The sequence below is a fragment of the Ideonella sp. WA131b genome, assembly GCA_023657425.1.
Classification (GTDB): Bacteria; Pseudomonadota; Gammaproteobacteria; order Burkholderiales; family Burkholderiaceae_C; genus Rubrivivax.
Genome location: JAGTJW010000001.1, coordinates 1,776,241 through 1,790,630, shown reverse-complemented (window position 1 = coordinate 1,790,630; position 14,390 = coordinate 1,776,241). Strand labels below are relative to the sequence as shown.

At 73.1% G+C, this 14,390-nt stretch carries 16 protein-coding genes; 4 read left to right on the top strand and 12 right to left on the bottom strand.

Annotated elements, in window-relative coordinates:
• Positions 1-58: 58 nt before the first annotated feature.
• From KA711_08200 to KA711_08185, 4 genes are read right to left on the bottom strand one after another with little or no spacing between them, the layout of a single operon-like run.
• Positions 59-1,021 carry an aspartate carbamoyltransferase catalytic subunit gene (locus tag KA711_08200; GenBank protein ID MCM0608966.1) on the bottom strand — a complete coding sequence of 321 codons (963 nt, stop codon included), beginning with the start codon at positions 1,019-1,021 and terminating at the stop codon, positions 59-61.
• The gene (gene pyrR, locus KA711_08195) at positions 1,021-1,515 is read right to left on the bottom strand and encodes a bifunctional pyr operon transcriptional regulator/uracil phosphoribosyltransferase PyrR (GenBank protein MCM0608965.1); all 495 of its coding nucleotides are present in this window, start codon (positions 1,513-1,515) and stop codon (positions 1,021-1,023) included. The genes KA711_08200 and pyrR overlap by 1 nt, the downstream gene beginning before the upstream one ends.
• The gene (ruvX, locus tag KA711_08190; protein MCM0608964.1) at positions 1,502-1,915 is read right to left on the bottom strand and encodes a Holliday junction resolvase RuvX; all 414 of its coding nucleotides are present in this window, start codon (positions 1,913-1,915) and stop codon (positions 1,502-1,504) included. Before ruvX ends, pyrR begins: the two co-directional genes overlap by 14 nt.
• Complete coding sequence (locus KA711_08185) at positions 1,912-2,520, bottom strand: YqgE/AlgH family protein (protein MCM0608963.1); 609 nt, start codon at positions 2,518-2,520, stop codon at positions 1,912-1,914. Before KA711_08185 ends, ruvX begins: the two co-directional genes overlap by 4 nt.
• Positions 2,521-2,561: 41 nt before the next feature.
• Between KA711_08185 and KA711_08180 the strand changes: the two genes are divergently transcribed.
• Entirely contained in the window at positions 2,562-4,073 is a 1,512-nt protein-coding gene (locus KA711_08180; protein MCM0608962.1) for a deoxyribodipyrimidine photo-lyase, read from the top strand.
• Here the strand turns inward: KA711_08180 and KA711_08175 are convergent.
• Complete coding sequence (locus tag KA711_08175; GenBank protein MCM0608961.1) at positions 4,051-4,920, bottom strand: hypothetical protein; 870 nt, start codon at positions 4,918-4,920, stop codon at positions 4,051-4,053. The two genes, KA711_08180 and KA711_08175, sit on opposite strands and share 23 nt — an antisense overlap.
• A gap of 34 nt (positions 4,921-4,954) precedes the next feature.
• Here KA711_08175 and glmU point away from each other — a divergent pair, with 34 nt between their 5' ends.
• Positions 4,955-6,355 carry a bifunctional UDP-N-acetylglucosamine diphosphorylase/glucosamine-1-phosphate N-acetyltransferase GlmU gene (gene glmU / locus KA711_08170; protein MCM0608960.1) on the top strand — a complete coding sequence of 467 codons (1,401 nt, stop codon included), beginning with the start codon at positions 4,955-4,957 and terminating at the stop codon, positions 6,353-6,355.
• A gap of 68 nt (positions 6,356-6,423) precedes the next feature.
• Here the strand turns inward: glmU and KA711_08165 are convergent, their stop codons facing one another.
• Genes KA711_08165 through tsaB form a run of 3 tightly spaced genes read right to left on the bottom strand, consistent with a single transcriptional unit; the run spans position 6,424 to position 8,510 of the window.
• Positions 6,424-7,245 carry a uracil-DNA glycosylase gene (locus tag KA711_08165; protein ID MCM0608959.1) on the bottom strand — a complete coding sequence of 274 codons (822 nt, stop codon included), beginning with the start codon at positions 7,243-7,245 and terminating at the stop codon, positions 6,424-6,426.
• Positions 7,232-7,753, bottom strand: coding sequence for a ribosomal protein S18-alanine N-acetyltransferase (gene rimI / locus KA711_08160; GenBank protein ID MCM0608958.1), 522 nt, complete (start codon positions 7,751-7,753; stop codon positions 7,232-7,234). The genes KA711_08165 and rimI overlap by 14 nt, the downstream gene beginning before the upstream one ends.
• Before the next feature lie 13 nt (positions 7,754-7,766).
• Positions 7,767-8,510, bottom strand: a complete 744-nt coding sequence (gene tsaB, locus KA711_08155; protein MCM0608957.1) for a tRNA (adenosine(37)-N6)-threonylcarbamoyltransferase complex dimerization subunit type 1 TsaB — start codon at positions 8,508-8,510, stop codon at positions 7,767-7,769.
• Positions 8,511-8,612: 102 nt separating this feature from the next.
• On the opposite strand from tsaB, the gene dacB reads away from it, so the two are divergent.
• Both dacB and KA711_08145 read left to right on the top strand, forming a co-directional pair.
• Positions 8,613-10,013 carry a D-alanyl-D-alanine carboxypeptidase/D-alanyl-D-alanine-endopeptidase gene (gene dacB / locus KA711_08150; protein MCM0608956.1) on the top strand — a complete coding sequence of 467 codons (1,401 nt, stop codon included), beginning with the start codon at positions 8,613-8,615 and terminating at the stop codon, positions 10,011-10,013.
• 29 nt (positions 10,014-10,042) lie between these two features.
• Positions 10,043-10,330 carry a SemiSWEET family sugar transporter gene (locus KA711_08145; protein ID MCM0608955.1) on the top strand — a complete coding sequence of 96 codons (288 nt, stop codon included), beginning with the start codon at positions 10,043-10,045 and terminating at the stop codon, positions 10,328-10,330.
• Here the strand turns inward: KA711_08145 and KA711_08140 are convergent.
• The 4 genes from KA711_08140 to KA711_08125 all read right to left on the bottom strand — a co-directional run bounded on the left by KA711_08140 (position 10,318) and on the right by KA711_08125 (position 14,374).
• A complete protein-coding gene (locus tag KA711_08140; protein ID MCM0608954.1) occupies positions 10,318-11,022 on the bottom strand; it encodes an OmpW family protein in 705 nt (234 codons plus the stop codon). The genes KA711_08145 and KA711_08140 overlap by 13 nt on opposite strands.
• A 23-nt stretch (positions 11,023-11,045) precedes the next feature.
• Positions 11,046-12,209: a phospholipase gene (locus KA711_08135; protein ID MCM0608953.1), complete on the bottom strand. Its 1,164-nt coding sequence runs from the start codon at positions 12,207-12,209 to the stop codon at positions 11,046-11,048.
• Between the two features lie 148 nt (positions 12,210-12,357).
• Positions 12,358-13,281, bottom strand: coding sequence for an esterase (locus tag KA711_08130; protein MCM0608952.1), 924 nt, complete (start codon positions 13,279-13,281; stop codon positions 12,358-12,360).
• A 121-nt stretch (positions 13,282-13,402) separates the two neighbouring features.
• Positions 13,403-14,374, bottom strand: coding sequence for a threonylcarbamoyl-AMP synthase (locus KA711_08125; GenBank protein MCM0608951.1), 972 nt, complete (start codon positions 14,372-14,374; stop codon positions 13,403-13,405).
• Between the last annotated feature and the right edge of the window lie 16 nt (positions 14,375-14,390).

Below are 14,390 nucleotides of genomic sequence, written 5' to 3'. Positions count from 1 at the left end.
CGCCTTGAGGAGGGCCGCGCCCCCTCGGGAGGCCGCGAACGAATGTGAGCGTGGGGGCTCATGCTTGATTTCCCGCGATCGTGCTCATGACGGCCATGCGCACCGCGATGCCGAAGGTCACCTGCGGGAGGATCACGCTGTGCGTGCCGTCGGCCACCGCGCTGTCGATCTCGACGCCGCGGTTGATGGGCCCGGGGTGCATGACGATGCAGTCCGGCTTGGCCAGCGCCAGCTTCTCCTGCGTCAGACCATATTGCTTGAAGAACTCGGCCGCGCTCGGGATCATCGCGCCGCTCATGCGCTCGTTCTGCGGACGCAGCACGATGATCACATCGGCGCCACGGATGCCCTCGGCCATGTTGTGGCAAACGCGCACGCCCATGCCGGCCAGGTCACCCGGCACCAGCGTCTTCGGGCCCACGGCGCGGATCTCGGGCACGCCCAGGGTGGTGAGCGCGTGGATGTCGGAGCGCGCCACGCGCGAGTGCAGGATGTCGCCGACGATGGCCACGGTGAGCTGCGTGAAGTCGCGCTTGCAGTGGCGGATCGTGTACATGTCGAGCAGGCCCTGCGTCGGGTGCGCGTGGCGCCCGTCGCCGGCGTTCACCACGTGCACGTGCGGCGCCACGTGCTGCGCGATGAGATACGGCGCGCCGCTCTCGGCATGGCGCACCACGAACATGTCGGCGTGCATCGCGCTGAGGTTGGCGATGGTGTCGAGCAGGCTCTCGCCCTTGGCCGTGCTGCTGCGCGCGATGTCGAGGTTGATGACGTCGGCACTCAGGCGCTTGGCGGCGATCTCGAAGGTCGTGCGGGTGCGCGTGCTGTTCTCGAAGAACAGGTTGAACACGCTCTTGCCGCGCAAGAGCGGCACCTTCTTCACCTCGCGGTCGTTGACGCTCAGGAAGGTCCCGGCGGTGTCGAGGATCTGCGTCAGCACCGCGCGTGGCAGGCCCTCGATGCTGAGCAGGTGGATCAGCTCGCCGTGGGCGTTGAGCTGCGGGTTGCGCTTGCTGCGCATCAGGCCTCCTCCACGCTGAACGAGAAGCGGCCGTCGTCGGCGCGCGCCAGGGCCAGCTTCTGCTCGGCCGGCAGCACCAGGCGCGCCGCGGCAAAGGCCGCCGCGATGGGCAGCTCGCGGCCGCCGCGGTCCACGAGCACGGCCAGCTGCACGCTGCCCGGGCGGCCGAAGTCATAGAGCTCGTTGATCACGGCGCGGATGGTGCGGCCGGTGTAGAGCACGTCGTCCACCAGCACCAGGTGCGCGGCGTCGATGGCGAAGGGCAGCGCCGTGCGCCCGACGCCCGCGGCCAGGCCGCGCTCGGCGTAGTCGTCGCGGTGCAACGTGCTGCTGATGACGCCCGGGCTGCCGGGCAGGCCCAGGTCGCGCTGCAGCCGCTCGGCCAACCAGGCGCCGCCCCGCCAGATGCCCACCAGGCGCGAATCGGGCTTCAGCAGGGGCTTCAAGCCGGCCAGCAGCTCGGCGTAGAGGGCTTCGGCGTCAAGCTGCAGCATCTTGCTCCCGGAAGTATTGGTCGAGCAGGAGCGCCGCGGCGGCGGCATCGGCCGCCTGGCCGCGCGCACCGGCGGCCAGCGCCTCGGTGGTGCTGTAGCGCTCGTCGACGCGGTGCACCGGCAGGCCGAAACGGCCACCGAGCCGGCGCGCAAAACGCTCGGCGCGGTGGGTGTTCTCGTGCGCGGCGCCGTCGGGGTGCAGCGGTATACCCACCACCAGTGCGGCCGGCTGCCACTCGCGGATCAGGGGTTCTGCCTGGGCGAACACGGCGTCGCCCTCGGCCACCAGGGTGGACAGCGGGCGCGCCCGGCGCAGCAGCGTGTTGCCCACCGCCACGCCGGTGCGGCGCGTGCCGTAGTCGAAGGCCAGCAGTGTGGCCGGCGCCGCCGCACCGGTCATGCGTGTCCGGCCTCGGCAGAGAGCATGCGCGGATCGATGCCGAGCAGCGACAGCGCCTTGTCGTAGCGCTGCGGCACGGGCGTGTCGAAGATCACCGCCGGGTCGGCGCCCACGGTGAGCCAGCCGTTGCGGCCGATCTCGTGTTCCAGCTGCCCGGCGCTCCAGCCGGCATAGCCCAGCGTCACGAGCACGCGCCGCGGGCCGGCGCCGCCGGCCAGGGCCTCGAGCACGTCCTTGCTGGTCGTCATCTCCAGGCCGCCAGGCACCGACAAGGTGGAGTTGTAGGGCGACTCGGGTCCGGTGGATTCGTGCAGCACGAAGCCGCGCTCCGTCTGCACCGGGCCGCCGAAGAACACCGGCTGGGCCGCCAGCTCGGCGCGGTGGTCGAGCTTGAGCTCGATCTTCTCAAACAGGCTCTTGAGCGTGATGTCGATGGGCTTGTTGATGACCAGGCCCAGCGCGCCCTTCTCGGTGTGCTCGCACAGGTAGACCACCGTGCGCTCGAAGGCTTCGTCGGCCATGCCCGGCATGGCGACCAGGAAGTGGTTCGTCAGGTCAATGCGCGCCGCGCAAGGCGCTGAATCGGGCTTGACGGGGTCGGCCATGAGGTGGATTCTAGGTCGTGCGGCACACTTGCGGCCCTGCGATGAAGCCGGCCCGAGCCCCCGCCCACTCCGCCGAAAAGCCCCTGGCCCGCGCGCTGGTGTGGCTGCGCCGCGACCTGCGCGCCGACGACCATGCCGCGCTCCACCACGCACTCACGCAGGCCCGGCAGGTGTGGTGCGCGTTCGTCTTCGACCGCGACATCCTGGACGCGCTACCCCGGGCAGACCGCCGCGTCGAGTTCATCCGCGACAGCCTGGTCGGCGTCGACGCCGAATTGCGCGCGCTGGCGGCCTCGCACGGCATCGAAGGCGCCGGGCTGATCGTCCGCCACGGCTGGCCGAAGGACGAGATCCCGGCGCTGGCCGCGACGCTGCAGGTGCAGGCCGTGTTCGCCAACCACGACGACGAGCCCGCGGCGCTGGCACGCGACGCGCTGCTGCGCGGCCGGCTGGCCGGTGCCGGGGTGGCTCTGCACACCAGCAAGGACCACGTGGTGTTCGAGCGCAGCGAAGTGCTCACGCTCGCTGGCGGCGCCTTCAGCGTGTTCACGCCCTACAAGAACGCCTGGCTGAAGAAAATCGAGCCCTTGCCGCTGAAGGCCCATGCGGTGGCGCCGCACGCTGCCGCGCTGGCGCCGCGGCCTGCGCCCGAGACGGGCGTGCCAACACTGGCCGACATCGGCTTTGCCGCCACCAACCTGCACGCGCTGAAGCTGCCCAGTGGGCCGGCCGGCGCGCAGGCGCTGCTGGCGGACTTCCTCGATCGCATCGACCACTATCACGAGACTCGCGACTTCCCGGCCGTCAAGGGCCCCAGCTACCTGAGCATGCACCTGCGCTTCGGCACCGTGAGTGTGCGCCAGCTTGCGCGGCAGGCCCTCGAGCGCCGGCAGGCCGGCAGCCGCGGCGCCGAGGTCTGGCTGTCGGAGCTGATCTGGCGCGACTTCTACCACCAGATCCTGCACCACCACCCGCGCGTGGCGGCACACGCCTTCAAGCCCGAGTACGACCGCATCCGCTGGGAGCACGGCAAGGCCGCCGAGGGATTGTTTACCGCCTGGTGCGAGGGCCGCACGGGCTACCCGCTGGTCGACGCCGCCATGCGGCAGCTGGCCCAGACCGGCTACATGCACAACCGCCTGCGCATGGTGACGGCGAGCTTCCTCAGCAAGGACCTGGGGCTCGATTGGCGCTGGGGCGAGCGCCACTTCGCGCGGCACCTCAACGACTTCGACCTCGCCGCCAACAACGGCGGCTGGCAGTGGGCGGCGAGCTCGGGCTGCGACGCGCAGCCCTACTTCCGCATCTTCAACCCGGTGAGCCAGAGCGAGAAGTTCGATCCGCAGGGCCGCTTCATCCGCCGCTATGTGCCCGAGCTGGCCGCCCTGCCCGACGCCGCCATCCACGCGCCCTGGGTGGCGCGGCCGGTGGACCTGGCCGCCGCGGGCCTGCAGCTCGGCCGCAACTACCCGCAGCCCGTGGTCGACCACGCCCAGGCGCGCGAGAAGACGCTCGCGCGCTACGCCGTCGTCAAGTCGAAGTCGCCGCCGTAGCGCTGCCGACGGGCGGCGCCATCACGGCGCGCAGGTCGGTCTCCCAGGCCAGGAAGTTGGCGCGTGCGCGCTCGCGCTGGGCGGTGGTGGTGCTGTTGTGCAGCCGGGCCGCCAGGGCGCAGTTGGCCTCCACGAGCTTGCGCTGGCGCGCCAGACGCTCGGGATCGGCCGGCTGCAGACCCTCTGCGGCGATGGCCCGCAGCGCCGCGATCCGCTGCTCGCGCGGCGCGCGCTCGGCCTGCAGCCGGCGCAGCAGGGCCAGCATCTCGCGCTGGCGCCGCTCGCGGTCGGCGAGCCAGCGCTCCGGGTCCAGCGGCAGCTCGGCCAGGCCGTCGCGCAGCACGGCCAGCTGGGGCTCGCCGAGCCGGCCGTAAAGGCGCTCGAAACGCTTGCGCGCGCGCTCCAACGCCTCGGCGCGGCGCTCGGCGGGGTCGGACTGCAGGAAGCGCTCGCGGTCGTCCGCCCGCTCGTCGGCGGCCTTGGTCTCCATGGCCTTGAAGTTGGCCTCGGTGAGCAGCGGCAGCAAATCGGCCGCTTCTTCGAGGGCGCGTCCGATGGCCGGCTGCGTCAGCGTCTGCACGCGCTCGTTGAAGCGGCACAGCGCCTCGGGCGTGACCGGCTGCATCACCTGCGCGCGCGCCTCGGCCAACAAGGCCGCCGTGGGCGCCAGCTGGGTGCTGCGGTGCCAGGCGAACCAGCGGTCGATGGCGGCCCGCACCGCCGGAGCCTGGCTGCGGTCGGCATCGACCCAGCCGTCCAGCTGCCACCAGGCCAGCGTCGGCCCGTTGGAATACGCCACACGCAGCGCGCTGCAGCCCGCGGCCACGAGCAGCACGCTGCCTATGATCAGCAGCTTCCACCACCGGATGCGGGAATCGGGCATGGGTTTGAACGTCGTGATCATGGCCGCGGGCAAGGGTACCCGCATGAAGAGCGCGCGGCCGAAGGTGCTGCACACGATCGCCGGCCGAAGTCTATTGCAGCACGTGCTCGATGCCGTTGCCCGCGTGGGTGATGCGGCGTCGCGCCACACCGTCGTGATCACCGGCCATGGCGCCGAGCAGGTCGAGGCCGCCTGCGCCGGCTCCGGGCTGGTTTTCGTGCGCCAGCTGCCGCAGCTGGGCACCGGCCACGCCGTGCAGCAGGCGGTGCCGGCTCTTGACCCCAGGCACGCGACGACGCTGGTGCTCAACGGCGACGTGCCGCTGATCCGCGCCGCCACCGCGCAGGCGCTGGTGGACGCCGCGGCGCAGACTGCCGGCAGCGGCGCGCTGGCGCTGCTGACGATCGAACTGGCCGACCCCCAAGGCTATGGCCGCATCGTGCGCGACGCAGCCGGCTCGGTGCGCGCCATCGTGGAGCACAAGGACGCCAGCGCCGAGCAGCGCGCCCTGCGCGAGGTCTACACCGGCATGCTGGCCGCCCCCACCGCACTGCTGGCGCGCTGGGTGATGGCCCTGAAGAACCACAACGCGCAGGGGGAGTACTACCTGACCGACGTGGTGGCGCTGGCCGTGGCCGAGGGCGTGCCGGTGGTGGCCGTGGCGGCACCCGACGAGACCGAGGTGCTGGGCGTCAACAGCCCGCACCAGCTGGCCGACCTGGAACGCCGCCAGCAGCGGCGCGTGGCCCATGCGCTGATGGACACCGGCGTGCGTCTGGCCGACCCCGGCCGGCTGGACGTGCGGGGTGCCCTCACCTGCGGCAGCGATGTCGAGATCGACGTCGGCTGCGTGTTCGAGGGCAGCGTGCACCTGGACGACGGCGTGCGCGTCGGCGCGCACTGCGTGATCCGCGATGCCCGCATCGCGGCCGGCGCGGTGATCCATCCCTTCACCCACATCGAGGGTGCCGAGGTTGGCCCCGGTGCACGGGTGGGCCCGTACGCGCGGCTGCGGCCGGGCGCTGTGCTGGGCGACGAGGTGCACATCGGCAACTTCGTTGAAGTCAAGAACAGCACACTGGCCGCCGGTGCCAAAGCCAACCACCTGGCCTACCTCGGCGACGCCACGGTGGGCGCGCGCGTCAACTACGGCGCCGGCAGCATCACGGCCAACTACGACGGAACGAACAAGCACCGCACGATCATCGGCGACGACGTGCACGTGGGCAGCAATTGCGTGCTGGTGGCGCCGGTGACGCTGGGAGCCGGAGCCACCATCGGCGGCGGCAGCACGGTCAGCAAGGATGCGCCGGCCGGACAGCTGACGGTGGCCCGGGCGAAGCAGACCACGATCCCCGGCTGGACGCGGCCAAAGAAGACGAGCCCCCAGGCTCGCTGACGCTCGCCGCCCCCCGAGGGGGCCCGGGCAGCGGCACGGCATAGCCGGTTCCGCGCCCGGGGTGCGGTTCAGGCCCCGCGCTCGAATACGTCGGCCGCGAAGCAGAGGTCGTCCCAGGCCTTGGCCTTCTCGGGCTGGTTGCGCAGAAGGTAGGCCGGGTGGTAGGTCACCACCAAGGGCACGCCCTGGTAGCGGTGGATGCGGCCGCGCAGCCGTCCGATGGGCTCTTCGGAGCGCAGCAGCGCCTGCACGGCGTAGCGGCCCATGGCAAGGATGATGCGAGGCTTGAGCAGCTCGATCTGGCGCACGAGGAAAGGCTCGCACTTCGCGAGTTCGTCGGGCTGCGGGTTGCGGTTGCCCGGCGGCCGGCACTTCAGCGTGTTGGCGATGTAGACGCGCTGCTCCTGCGGCGCCTCGCCGTCGGCGGCGCGCGTGAGCTGCAAGGCCGCGAGCATGCGATCGAGCAGCTGGCCGGCGGCGCCGACGAAGGGCTCGCCCTCGCGGTCTTCCTGCTCGCCCGGGGCCTCGCCCACCACCATCCAGCGCGCCTGCTCGTGGCCAGCGCCGAACACCGTCTGCGTGCGCTTCTCGCACAGCCCGCAGGCGCGGCAATCGGCCACGGCCTGGCGCAGGGCGGGCCAGTCGAGCGCGCCGAGCGAGCCCAGGGCGGAAGGCGCCGCTGCGGCAGGAACGGACGCCGTCATGGGCGCCGAGCCGGGCGCAGGCCTGGGCGCGGTGCGCCTCGGCGGCGCCTCGGCCAGGCCGACAGCGGGCGTGGGCTCGGGTGCGGCCTCGGGCAGGGATGCGGCCAGCGCGTCCCGTGCCGGCGGGCCCAGCAGCCGCAGCCCCATCGCCGCCAGCAGGCGGTGCTGGCGCTCAGTCCAAGCCATCGGCGGCCTCCAGCACGCGCCTCATGACGATGGCGTCTTCGCGCCCGCTGCGCGCCGGGTAATAGGCGCGGCGGCGGCCGATCTCGGCAAAGCCACGGGCCGCGTAGAGCCGCCGCGCGCGGGCGTTGCTCTCGCGCACCTCCAGCAGCATCCGCGACGCCGGCAGCCCGCGCGCATCGGCCAGCACCGCCGTCAGCAAGGCGTGGCCGTGGCCCTGGCCCTGATGCTCGGGCGCCACGGTCAGGTTCAGCAGGTGGAGTTCGTCGACGCCGGGCATGGCGACGAAGTAGCCCAGCACGGCGCCCTCGCCATCGCGGGCCAGCCTGGCGGCGTAACCGGCCGCCAGCGAGTCGATGAAGTTGCCGCGCGACCAGGGGTGGGCATAGGCGCGCACCTCCACGGCAAGCACGGCATCCACGTCGTCCGGGGTCATGGCCTGCAGCGCCGGCCACGGCGTGGCCGTCGGCGCATCGGCCGGCGCGGGCGGGTTGGGGAGCCGGGCGTTCATCGGTGGCGGCGGATCAGGCGGCTCGGGCGACGCGCGCCGCGGCGCGTTCGGCCGTGGTCTGCGCCACCTTGTCGCGCAGGTACAGCGGCAGGGCCGCAGCCGCGGGCACGGCGGCGCCCTGGGCCCAGGCCTGCAGGGCCATGCGGCCCAGCGCCGCGGCACGATCAAGCGGCTCGTCGCGGCGCCACGCGGCGGCCGGCCAGGCGATGCGGTCAGCGAATGGACCCAGGGCCGAACCGGCCAGGCCCTGGGGCACCGGCGCGGCTGCCCAGGCCTCGGCCAGCGCGGGCCAGGCCCACAGCGCCGGGGCCTGCGTGGACTGCCACCGGCCGCCGCGCCAGGCATAGCGGGCGGCGTAGATCTCGTCCATGCGCGCGTCGACGGCCACGGCGACCTCGGCACCCTCGGCCCAGGCCGAGGGCTCGCGCAGGTCTTCGGCCAGCAGCATCAGCGCGTCCAGCGGCAGCACCGGCTTGCGCCAACCCCAGGCCAGGCCCTGGGTCACCGCGCAGGCCGTGCGCAGGCCCGTGAAGGCGCCCGGGCCCTGCACAAAGGCGATGGCATCCAGCGCCGGCCCGGCCACACCGGCCCGAGCCAGCAGCCCCTGCAAGGCCGGCAGCAACCGCGCCGAGGCGGCGCCGCCGCCGGCTTCGTCGTGGGTGTGGATCGTGCGGCCGTCGGCCAGCGCGGCGCAGAGTCGTTCGGTGGCGGTGTCGAGGGCCAGGATCACCGGCCCCGTCCCTGGCAGGGCACTCATGCGGTCAGTGTAGCCGTGCGATCATGGCCTCCGATGCCTGCCGCCAACCACCGTGCCCTGCCCTTGCGGGCGCTGTTCCCGGCGCTGTGGACCGCGCTGCTGATGGTCACGGCCTACGCGCCGGCCGGCGCCGCGACGCAACTGCCGCCCGAGACGCGCCAGGCGTTGCAGCGCGCCGCCATCCCACTCGATGCCGTGGCGGTGCTGGTGCAGGAGCTGGGCGCGGCGCAGCCCGCGCTGGCCTGGCGCGCCGACGCGCCCATGAACCCGGCCTCGGTGATGAAGCTGCCGACCACCCTGGCAGCGCTCGAGCGCCTGGGCCCCGCCTACACCTGGCCGACGCCGCTGTGGCTGACCGGCACCCTGAAGGACGGCGTGCTCCAGGGTGATCTCGTCATCCAGGGCCGCGGCGACCCCAAGCTGGTGGTCGAGCGTCTCTGGCTGGCCTTGCGCCAGCTGCGCCAGTGGGGCCTGCGCGAGATCCGCGGCGACATCGTGCTCGACGGCCGTGCCTTTGCGCCGCAGCCCGGCGACCCGGGCGACTTCGACGGCGAACGGCTGCGCCCCTACAACGCGCTGCCGGCGGCGCTGCTGCTGAACTTCCGCTCCTCCATCGTCAGCTTCGTGCCCGACACCTCGGCCGGTGTGGCGCGCGTGGCGCTGGACACCCCGCTGGCGCACACCACCGTCGACGCCAGCGTGCCCCTGGCCGCCGCCGGCACGCCCTGCGGCGACTGGCGTGCCGGCCTGCGCGCCAGTGCCGAGCCGCGCCGGCTGCGCTTTGCCGGCAGCTACCCTGCTGCCTGCGGTGAGCGCAACTGGCCGCTGGCCGACGCCGAGCCCGCCACCTACGACGCCCGGTTGCTCTTGGGCCTGTGGCAGGAGCTGGGCGGCACGCTGAGCGGCCGGGTCCGCGAGGGCGCGGCCCCCGAGGGCACGCCGCCCACGCTGACCTTGCGCTCGCCGCCGCTGGCCGAGGTCGTGCGCGACATCAACAAGTTCAGCAACAACGTGATGGCGCAGCAGCTGCTGCTGACGCTGGCGCTAAACGCCGCGCCCGCCGGCACGCCAGCGCCGCCGGTGACGGCCGAGCGTGCGCGCGAGGTGTTGGCGGCGTGGCTGGCCGAACGCACCGGCGCGCTGGACGCGGCGGTGGTGGTCGACAACGGCTCGGGGCTGTCGCGGTTGTCGCGCCTGCCGGCACGGCGGCTGGCGCGGCTGCTGCAGCAGGCCGCCGACGGGCCGCACTTCGGCGAGCTGCTGGCCTCGCTGCCCATCAGCGGCCAGGACGGCACGCTGCGCCGCTCACGCGCGCCCGGGGGCCGCGCGCAGCTGAAGACCGGCTCGCTGCGCGAGGTGACGGCGCTGGCCGGCTACGTGCTGTCGGACAGCGGCCGCCGCTACATCTTCGTCGCCATGGTCAACCACCCGCAGGCCGGCGCCGCACGGCCGGCACTGGACACGCTGGTGCAGTGGACCGTGCGCGACGCACCGGCGCGCTGAGCGACCACGAACCGGAGGCTCTGCCCGAGATGAACGCACAAGACTGGATCGGCTACGCGGCCGCCACGCTGACCACCGCCTCGTTCCTGCCGCAGGCCATCCTGACGCTGCGCACGCGCGACACGCGCGGCGTCTCGCTGGGGATGTACGCGGCCTTCACCGCCGGCGTGGCGCTTTGGCTGCTGTACGGCCTGGCTTTGGGCGAGTGGCCGATCATCGTTGCCAACGCGGTGACGCTGGCTCTGGCCGCGACCATCCTGACGACGAAGATCGTCGTCGAGCGCGGCGCCCGTGGCGCCGGGGATCAGAACCGGTAGGCCAGGCCCAGGCTCAGGCTCAGCGGGTCGAGCTTCATGGGCAGCGTCTGGCCGGTCGACAGCCGGCCTTCGGTCTTGAGCGGCGTGTGCGACACCGCGGCATCGAGCTGCCAGCGCGGCGCGACGCGCCAGGCCGCGCCCAGCTGCACGCTGGCGGTCCACTTCGACTCGATCTCGAGGGTGGTGGGCCGCGCCGGGCTGCCGCCGGTGATGCCCGACAACGCCGCCGTGCTGCGCGAACCGTAGAAGCGGGCGTAGGTCGGCCCCAGGCCCAGGTAGGGGCGCAGCGCGGCGTCGGCCTCGCCGAAGCGCCACTGCAGCATCAGGCTGATCGGCAGCAGCTTCACTTCGGCCAGCCTGCCGACGCCGGCCAGCGCACCCGCGCCGACGAGATCGTGCTTGAAGCCGGCCGACAGCGGCAGGTCGAGTGCCCAGCGGTCGGTGATCATGTAGGTGATGCCGGCGGTGGCCTGGGTGTCGGACTCCAGGTCGGCCTGGGAGCGCGGCGTGCTCGGGGTCGAGAGGTCGCCGCTCTGGACCTGGGGCTGGATCGTGGTGGCCCCGCCCCGCAGCAGCCAGCTGCCGGCGCCCTGGGCGGCCGCCAGGCCCGGGCAGGCCGCAGCCGCCACAAAGGCGATGCAGGCCCTGGTGCCCGTTGAAGGGGCGCGGAAGAGACGGTGGAAGGCGCTCATGGACAGTTCTCCGGGCAACGGGTTCACAGCCAGCCCGCGCGGGCCAGTTCGAGCGAGATCGCCTGCGCCAGCAACTGGTGGCCGTAGGGCGTGGGGTGGAAGCCGTCGGAGAACGCGTAGCTTCGCCACCAGTTCGCCCCCCCGGTGGCACCGGCCGGCGGCGCCGCCGACAGCGCGGTGTCGGTGCAGGTGGCGAAGTTGTAGGTGGGCAGGCCGTCGGTGCCCACGCCGGTGACCGGGCAGGCCGTGGCGCGAACGTTGCTCAGGCCGTACTGCGCGGGCATCGCGATCTGCTCGTTGAAGGCGGTGTAGAAGTCGATGATCACCACCGAGGTGTTGCCGGCAAAGCGCGCCGCCAGACGGGCGTTGAAGGCCTCGACCCAGCCCTTGAACAGGGCTTCGCTCTGCGCGCGCGCCGCAGCCCCGGCGTTGCCGCCACCGGAGGCCGCGGCAATGCCGTCGAGCACCGCCTGGAAACGCGGGGTGTTGGTGATGCCGGGCATGTTGAGCAGCGCCATGCGGCGTGCGCCCTTGTTGAGGGCTCCGTCGCGCAGCTGGTCGGCGAAGCGGTCGGCCAGTGCCTGCATGTACTGGCCACCGGCCGCCGCCAGCCCGGCAGCGCCGCCGCTGACCGCCGCCGCCACCTGCGCTGGCGTGAGCAGCGTGCCCAGCAGCGCGGTGTAGGCCGCGCCGCCGTCGGTCGCGGCGCTCAGGTAGGCACCCACCAGCGTGGCGGCGTCGTTGCCACCCCCGTCGACGAGCAACAGGTCGTTGGCGCCGAAATTGCCTGCGGCCGTGGCCGCCGCCAGCTGCACCGAGATGATCCGTGGGTCGGAAGGTGTCAGCCCCGACCCGGTGCCGTTGATGACGCCGCCGCCGATCGCGTAGTTGCTGCAGCCCGCCGCGGTGTTGGGCACAAAGGTGGTGCCGGTGAAGGCGAAGAAGTTGCAGCCGCGGCCCAGCCCGTACAGCACGCCGATGCGCTCGGGGAAGGTCAGGCTCTCGCTGCCCTGCACCGTGAAGCGCAACCCGAAGGTGCCGACGTCGGCCAGGCTGTCGCCCATCACCTTCAGCGCCGCCACCCGCACGGCCGGCGTGGTGTCGGCGCTGTTGCCGTCATTGCCGCCGCAGGCGACGAGCAGGGCGGCCAGGGCCAGTCCGGTGAGGGTGGTGCGCAATCGGATCATCGTGTCTCCTCGGCCGCGGGGCCGGCAACAGGGCCGGTGAGAATCGAACGACCGTTCGATTCAACACCAATCACTGTACGGGCACGGCAGCACCTCACGCGCCCGGCCAAACCCGAGTCCGGGTTTGTCAGGGGCCGCTCCGCGAGCGTCAGAAGGGGTTGAGCTGAGCGCGCTGCAGCGCGAGCTGGGCCAGGGCGGACTGGCCGCCTGAGCCCAGCCGCGTACCGTCAGCCCACAGGGCTGAGGCCGCGTCGATGCCGGTCACCACGGTGGCGGTGGTGCAGTTGGGCGGTGCCGCCGTGCACACCGCGGTGGCGATGTCGCTGAAGCCGGCATAAGAGGGCGAGATGCTCACCGCCTGCTGAGTGCGCAGGTCGAGCTGAACGAGGCCGACAAAGCGGCCGTCGATGCGGATGCGCACGCCCAGCCGCTCGTTGAACGCCAGCGTCAGCCGCGAGATCAGCGCCGCACGGTCGAAGCCGCTGCCGGCGTGGGCCGCGGCCTGGGCGCGGGCGTAAGGCGACAGACCCATGTCCGGCAGGTTGGCGACGAGGACCTTGCTGCCCAGGTCGACCAGCCGGTTGACTTGGGCCGCCGCGCGCTCGCCGCGGCGCCCAGCCTCGGCGAGCAGCGCAGCCTCGGACTGCGCCGGGTACTGCTGGTACAGCTCAAGCACGTCGTTCATGCCCATGAAGAACAGCGTCAGGTCCTTGTCGCGGAAGCCGCCGGCAGCGATCTGCGCATCGATCTGCGTCACGGCGTCGTCCACGCGGGCGCCGGGCGCCGCCAGCGTGAATGCGCGCGGGGTCGCTGGCGGCGTCGCCGTGTTGCACTGGGCCAGCGTGAGGCCGTACAGGCCCGCGACCACCTGCACCCAGTTGGGCCTGGCGGCGCAGTTGACGGCAGTGCCCTCGGTGTTCAGGCCGTTGACGGCGTAGTTGCGCCCTTCGCTGGTGAGCGCACTGGCGTCATCACCGACGGCGAACACCCGTTCGGCGACGAAGGGTTCAAGCTGCGAGGTGCTGCCGCCGCAGGCGACGACGGCCAGCGCGGCCGCCAGGGCGGCGAACATGGCGCCGAACGCCCTGTGGGGCCGGCGACCGGGAAGACGAGGACTCATCGATGCTCCGGTATCAGAGCGCGCATTGTCGCCCGGACGCGCATCGCCCGGCCGCGGACGGCCACCCGGCGGTTCAGGCCGCGGCACGACGCAGGCGGTCGCGCACACCGTCCCAGGCCAGGACGGCCGGCGGGGCCTCGACCCAGATGGCCCGCGCGCCCGCGGCGTCGAGCTCACGCAGCACGGCAAACAATTCGTGCGCCGCGGCGTCGGCTCCGGCGGCCATCGGCCGGTGCCACCACCCCGGCGGCGGCACCCGGCGCGTGTACAGCGCCACCCCGGGCAGGGGCGGTGCCGCCTCGACGGCGTCGTGCCAGTCGGCCGGTGCGACCAGCCGCAGCGCGGCGGCCGGCGCGTAGTGCGACGCCAGCGTGCCCGAAGCCCTGGGCGAGGCCGCGTCGGGCTCGGCCAGGACTTGCCCGAGCACCTGCTCGAGGCTTTCGCGCCCGAGCTGGCCCGGACGCAAGAGCGCCGGACCAGCCGGCGGCGACCGCGTGCAGTCCACGATGGCCGACTCGATGCCGACCTCGCAGGGGCCGCCGTCCAGCACCCACATCGCCGGGCCGAACTCCGCCTGCACATGCGCGGCCAGCGTTGGGCTGACCCGGCCGAAGCGGTTGGCACTGGGCGCGGCCACGCCGGGCACGCCCAGGGCTGCCGCCTCGTGCAGCAGCGCCAAGGCCAGCGGATGCGAGGGCATGCGCAGGCCCACGCTGGCCTGCCCACCCGCCGCTGCGGCGCCGATGCCGTCGCGCCGCGGCACGATCACCGTCACCGGGCCTGGCCAGCAGGCCTGCATCAGGCGGCGGGCGCTGTCGGGCAGCACCGCCGCGAAGGCCTGGGCGGCCGCGAACGAGGCCACGTGCACGATCAGCGGGTGGTCGGCCGGGCGCCCCTTGGCGGCGAAGATCCGCGCCACGGCCGCGTCGTCATCGGCGCGGGCGCCGAGGCCGTAGACGGTCTCGGTGGGGAAGGCCACCAGTTCGCCGTCGGCCAAGGCCCGTGCAGCACGGTGCACGCCCTCGGGGCCTTGCAGCAGCGGCATGGCGGCTTCGACGCGG

Bases quoted from the DNA above. Each gene is read 5' to 3' on its own strand.
- KA711_08200 (MCM0608966.1), bottom strand. From the start codon at position 1,021: ATGCGCAGCAAGCGCAACCCGCAGCTCAACGCCCACGGCGAGCTGATC.
- pyrR (MCM0608965.1), bottom strand. From the start codon at position 1,515: ATGCTGCAGCTTGACGCCGAAGCCCTCTACGCCGAGCTGCTGGCCGGC.
- ruvX (MCM0608964.1), bottom strand. From the start codon at position 1,915: ATGACCGGTGCGGCGGCGCCGGCCACACTGCTGGCCTTCGACTACGGC.
- KA711_08185 (MCM0608963.1), bottom strand. From the start codon at position 2,520: ATGGCCGACCCCGTCAAGCCCGATTCAGCGCCTTGCGCGGCGCGCATT.
- KA711_08180 (MCM0608962.1), top strand. From the start codon at position 2,562: ATGAAGCCGGCCCGAGCCCCCGCCCACTCCGCCGAAAAGCCCCTGGCC.
- glmU (MCM0608960.1), top strand. From the start codon at position 4,955: ATGGGTTTGAACGTCGTGATCATGGCCGCGGGCAAGGGTACCCGCATG.
- KA711_08165 (MCM0608959.1), bottom strand. From the start codon at position 7,245: ATGGCTTGGACTGAGCGCCAGCACCGCCTGCTGGCGGCGATGGGGCTG.
- rimI (MCM0608958.1), bottom strand. From the start codon at position 7,753: ATGAACGCCCGGCTCCCCAACCCGCCCGCGCCGGCCGATGCGCCGACG.
- tsaB (MCM0608957.1), bottom strand. From the start codon at position 8,510: ATGAGTGCCCTGCCAGGGACGGGGCCGGTGATCCTGGCCCTCGACACC.
- dacB (MCM0608956.1), top strand. From the start codon at position 8,613: ATGGTCACGGCCTACGCGCCGGCCGGCGCCGCGACGCAACTGCCGCCC.
- KA711_08145 (MCM0608955.1), top strand. From the start codon at position 10,043: ATGAACGCACAAGACTGGATCGGCTACGCGGCCGCCACGCTGACCACC.
- KA711_08140 (MCM0608954.1), bottom strand. From the start codon at position 11,022: ATGAGCGCCTTCCACCGTCTCTTCCGCGCCCCTTCAACGGGCACCAGG.
- KA711_08135 (MCM0608953.1), bottom strand. From the start codon at position 12,209: ATGATCCGATTGCGCACCACCCTCACCGGACTGGCCCTGGCCGCCCTG.
- KA711_08130 (MCM0608952.1), bottom strand. From the start codon at position 13,281: ATGTTCGCCGCCCTGGCGGCCGCGCTGGCCGTCGTCGCCTGCGGCGGC.
- KA711_08125 (MCM0608951.1), bottom strand. From the start codon at position 14,374: ATGCCGCTGCTGCAAGGCCCCGAGGGCGTGCACCGTGCTGCACGGGCC.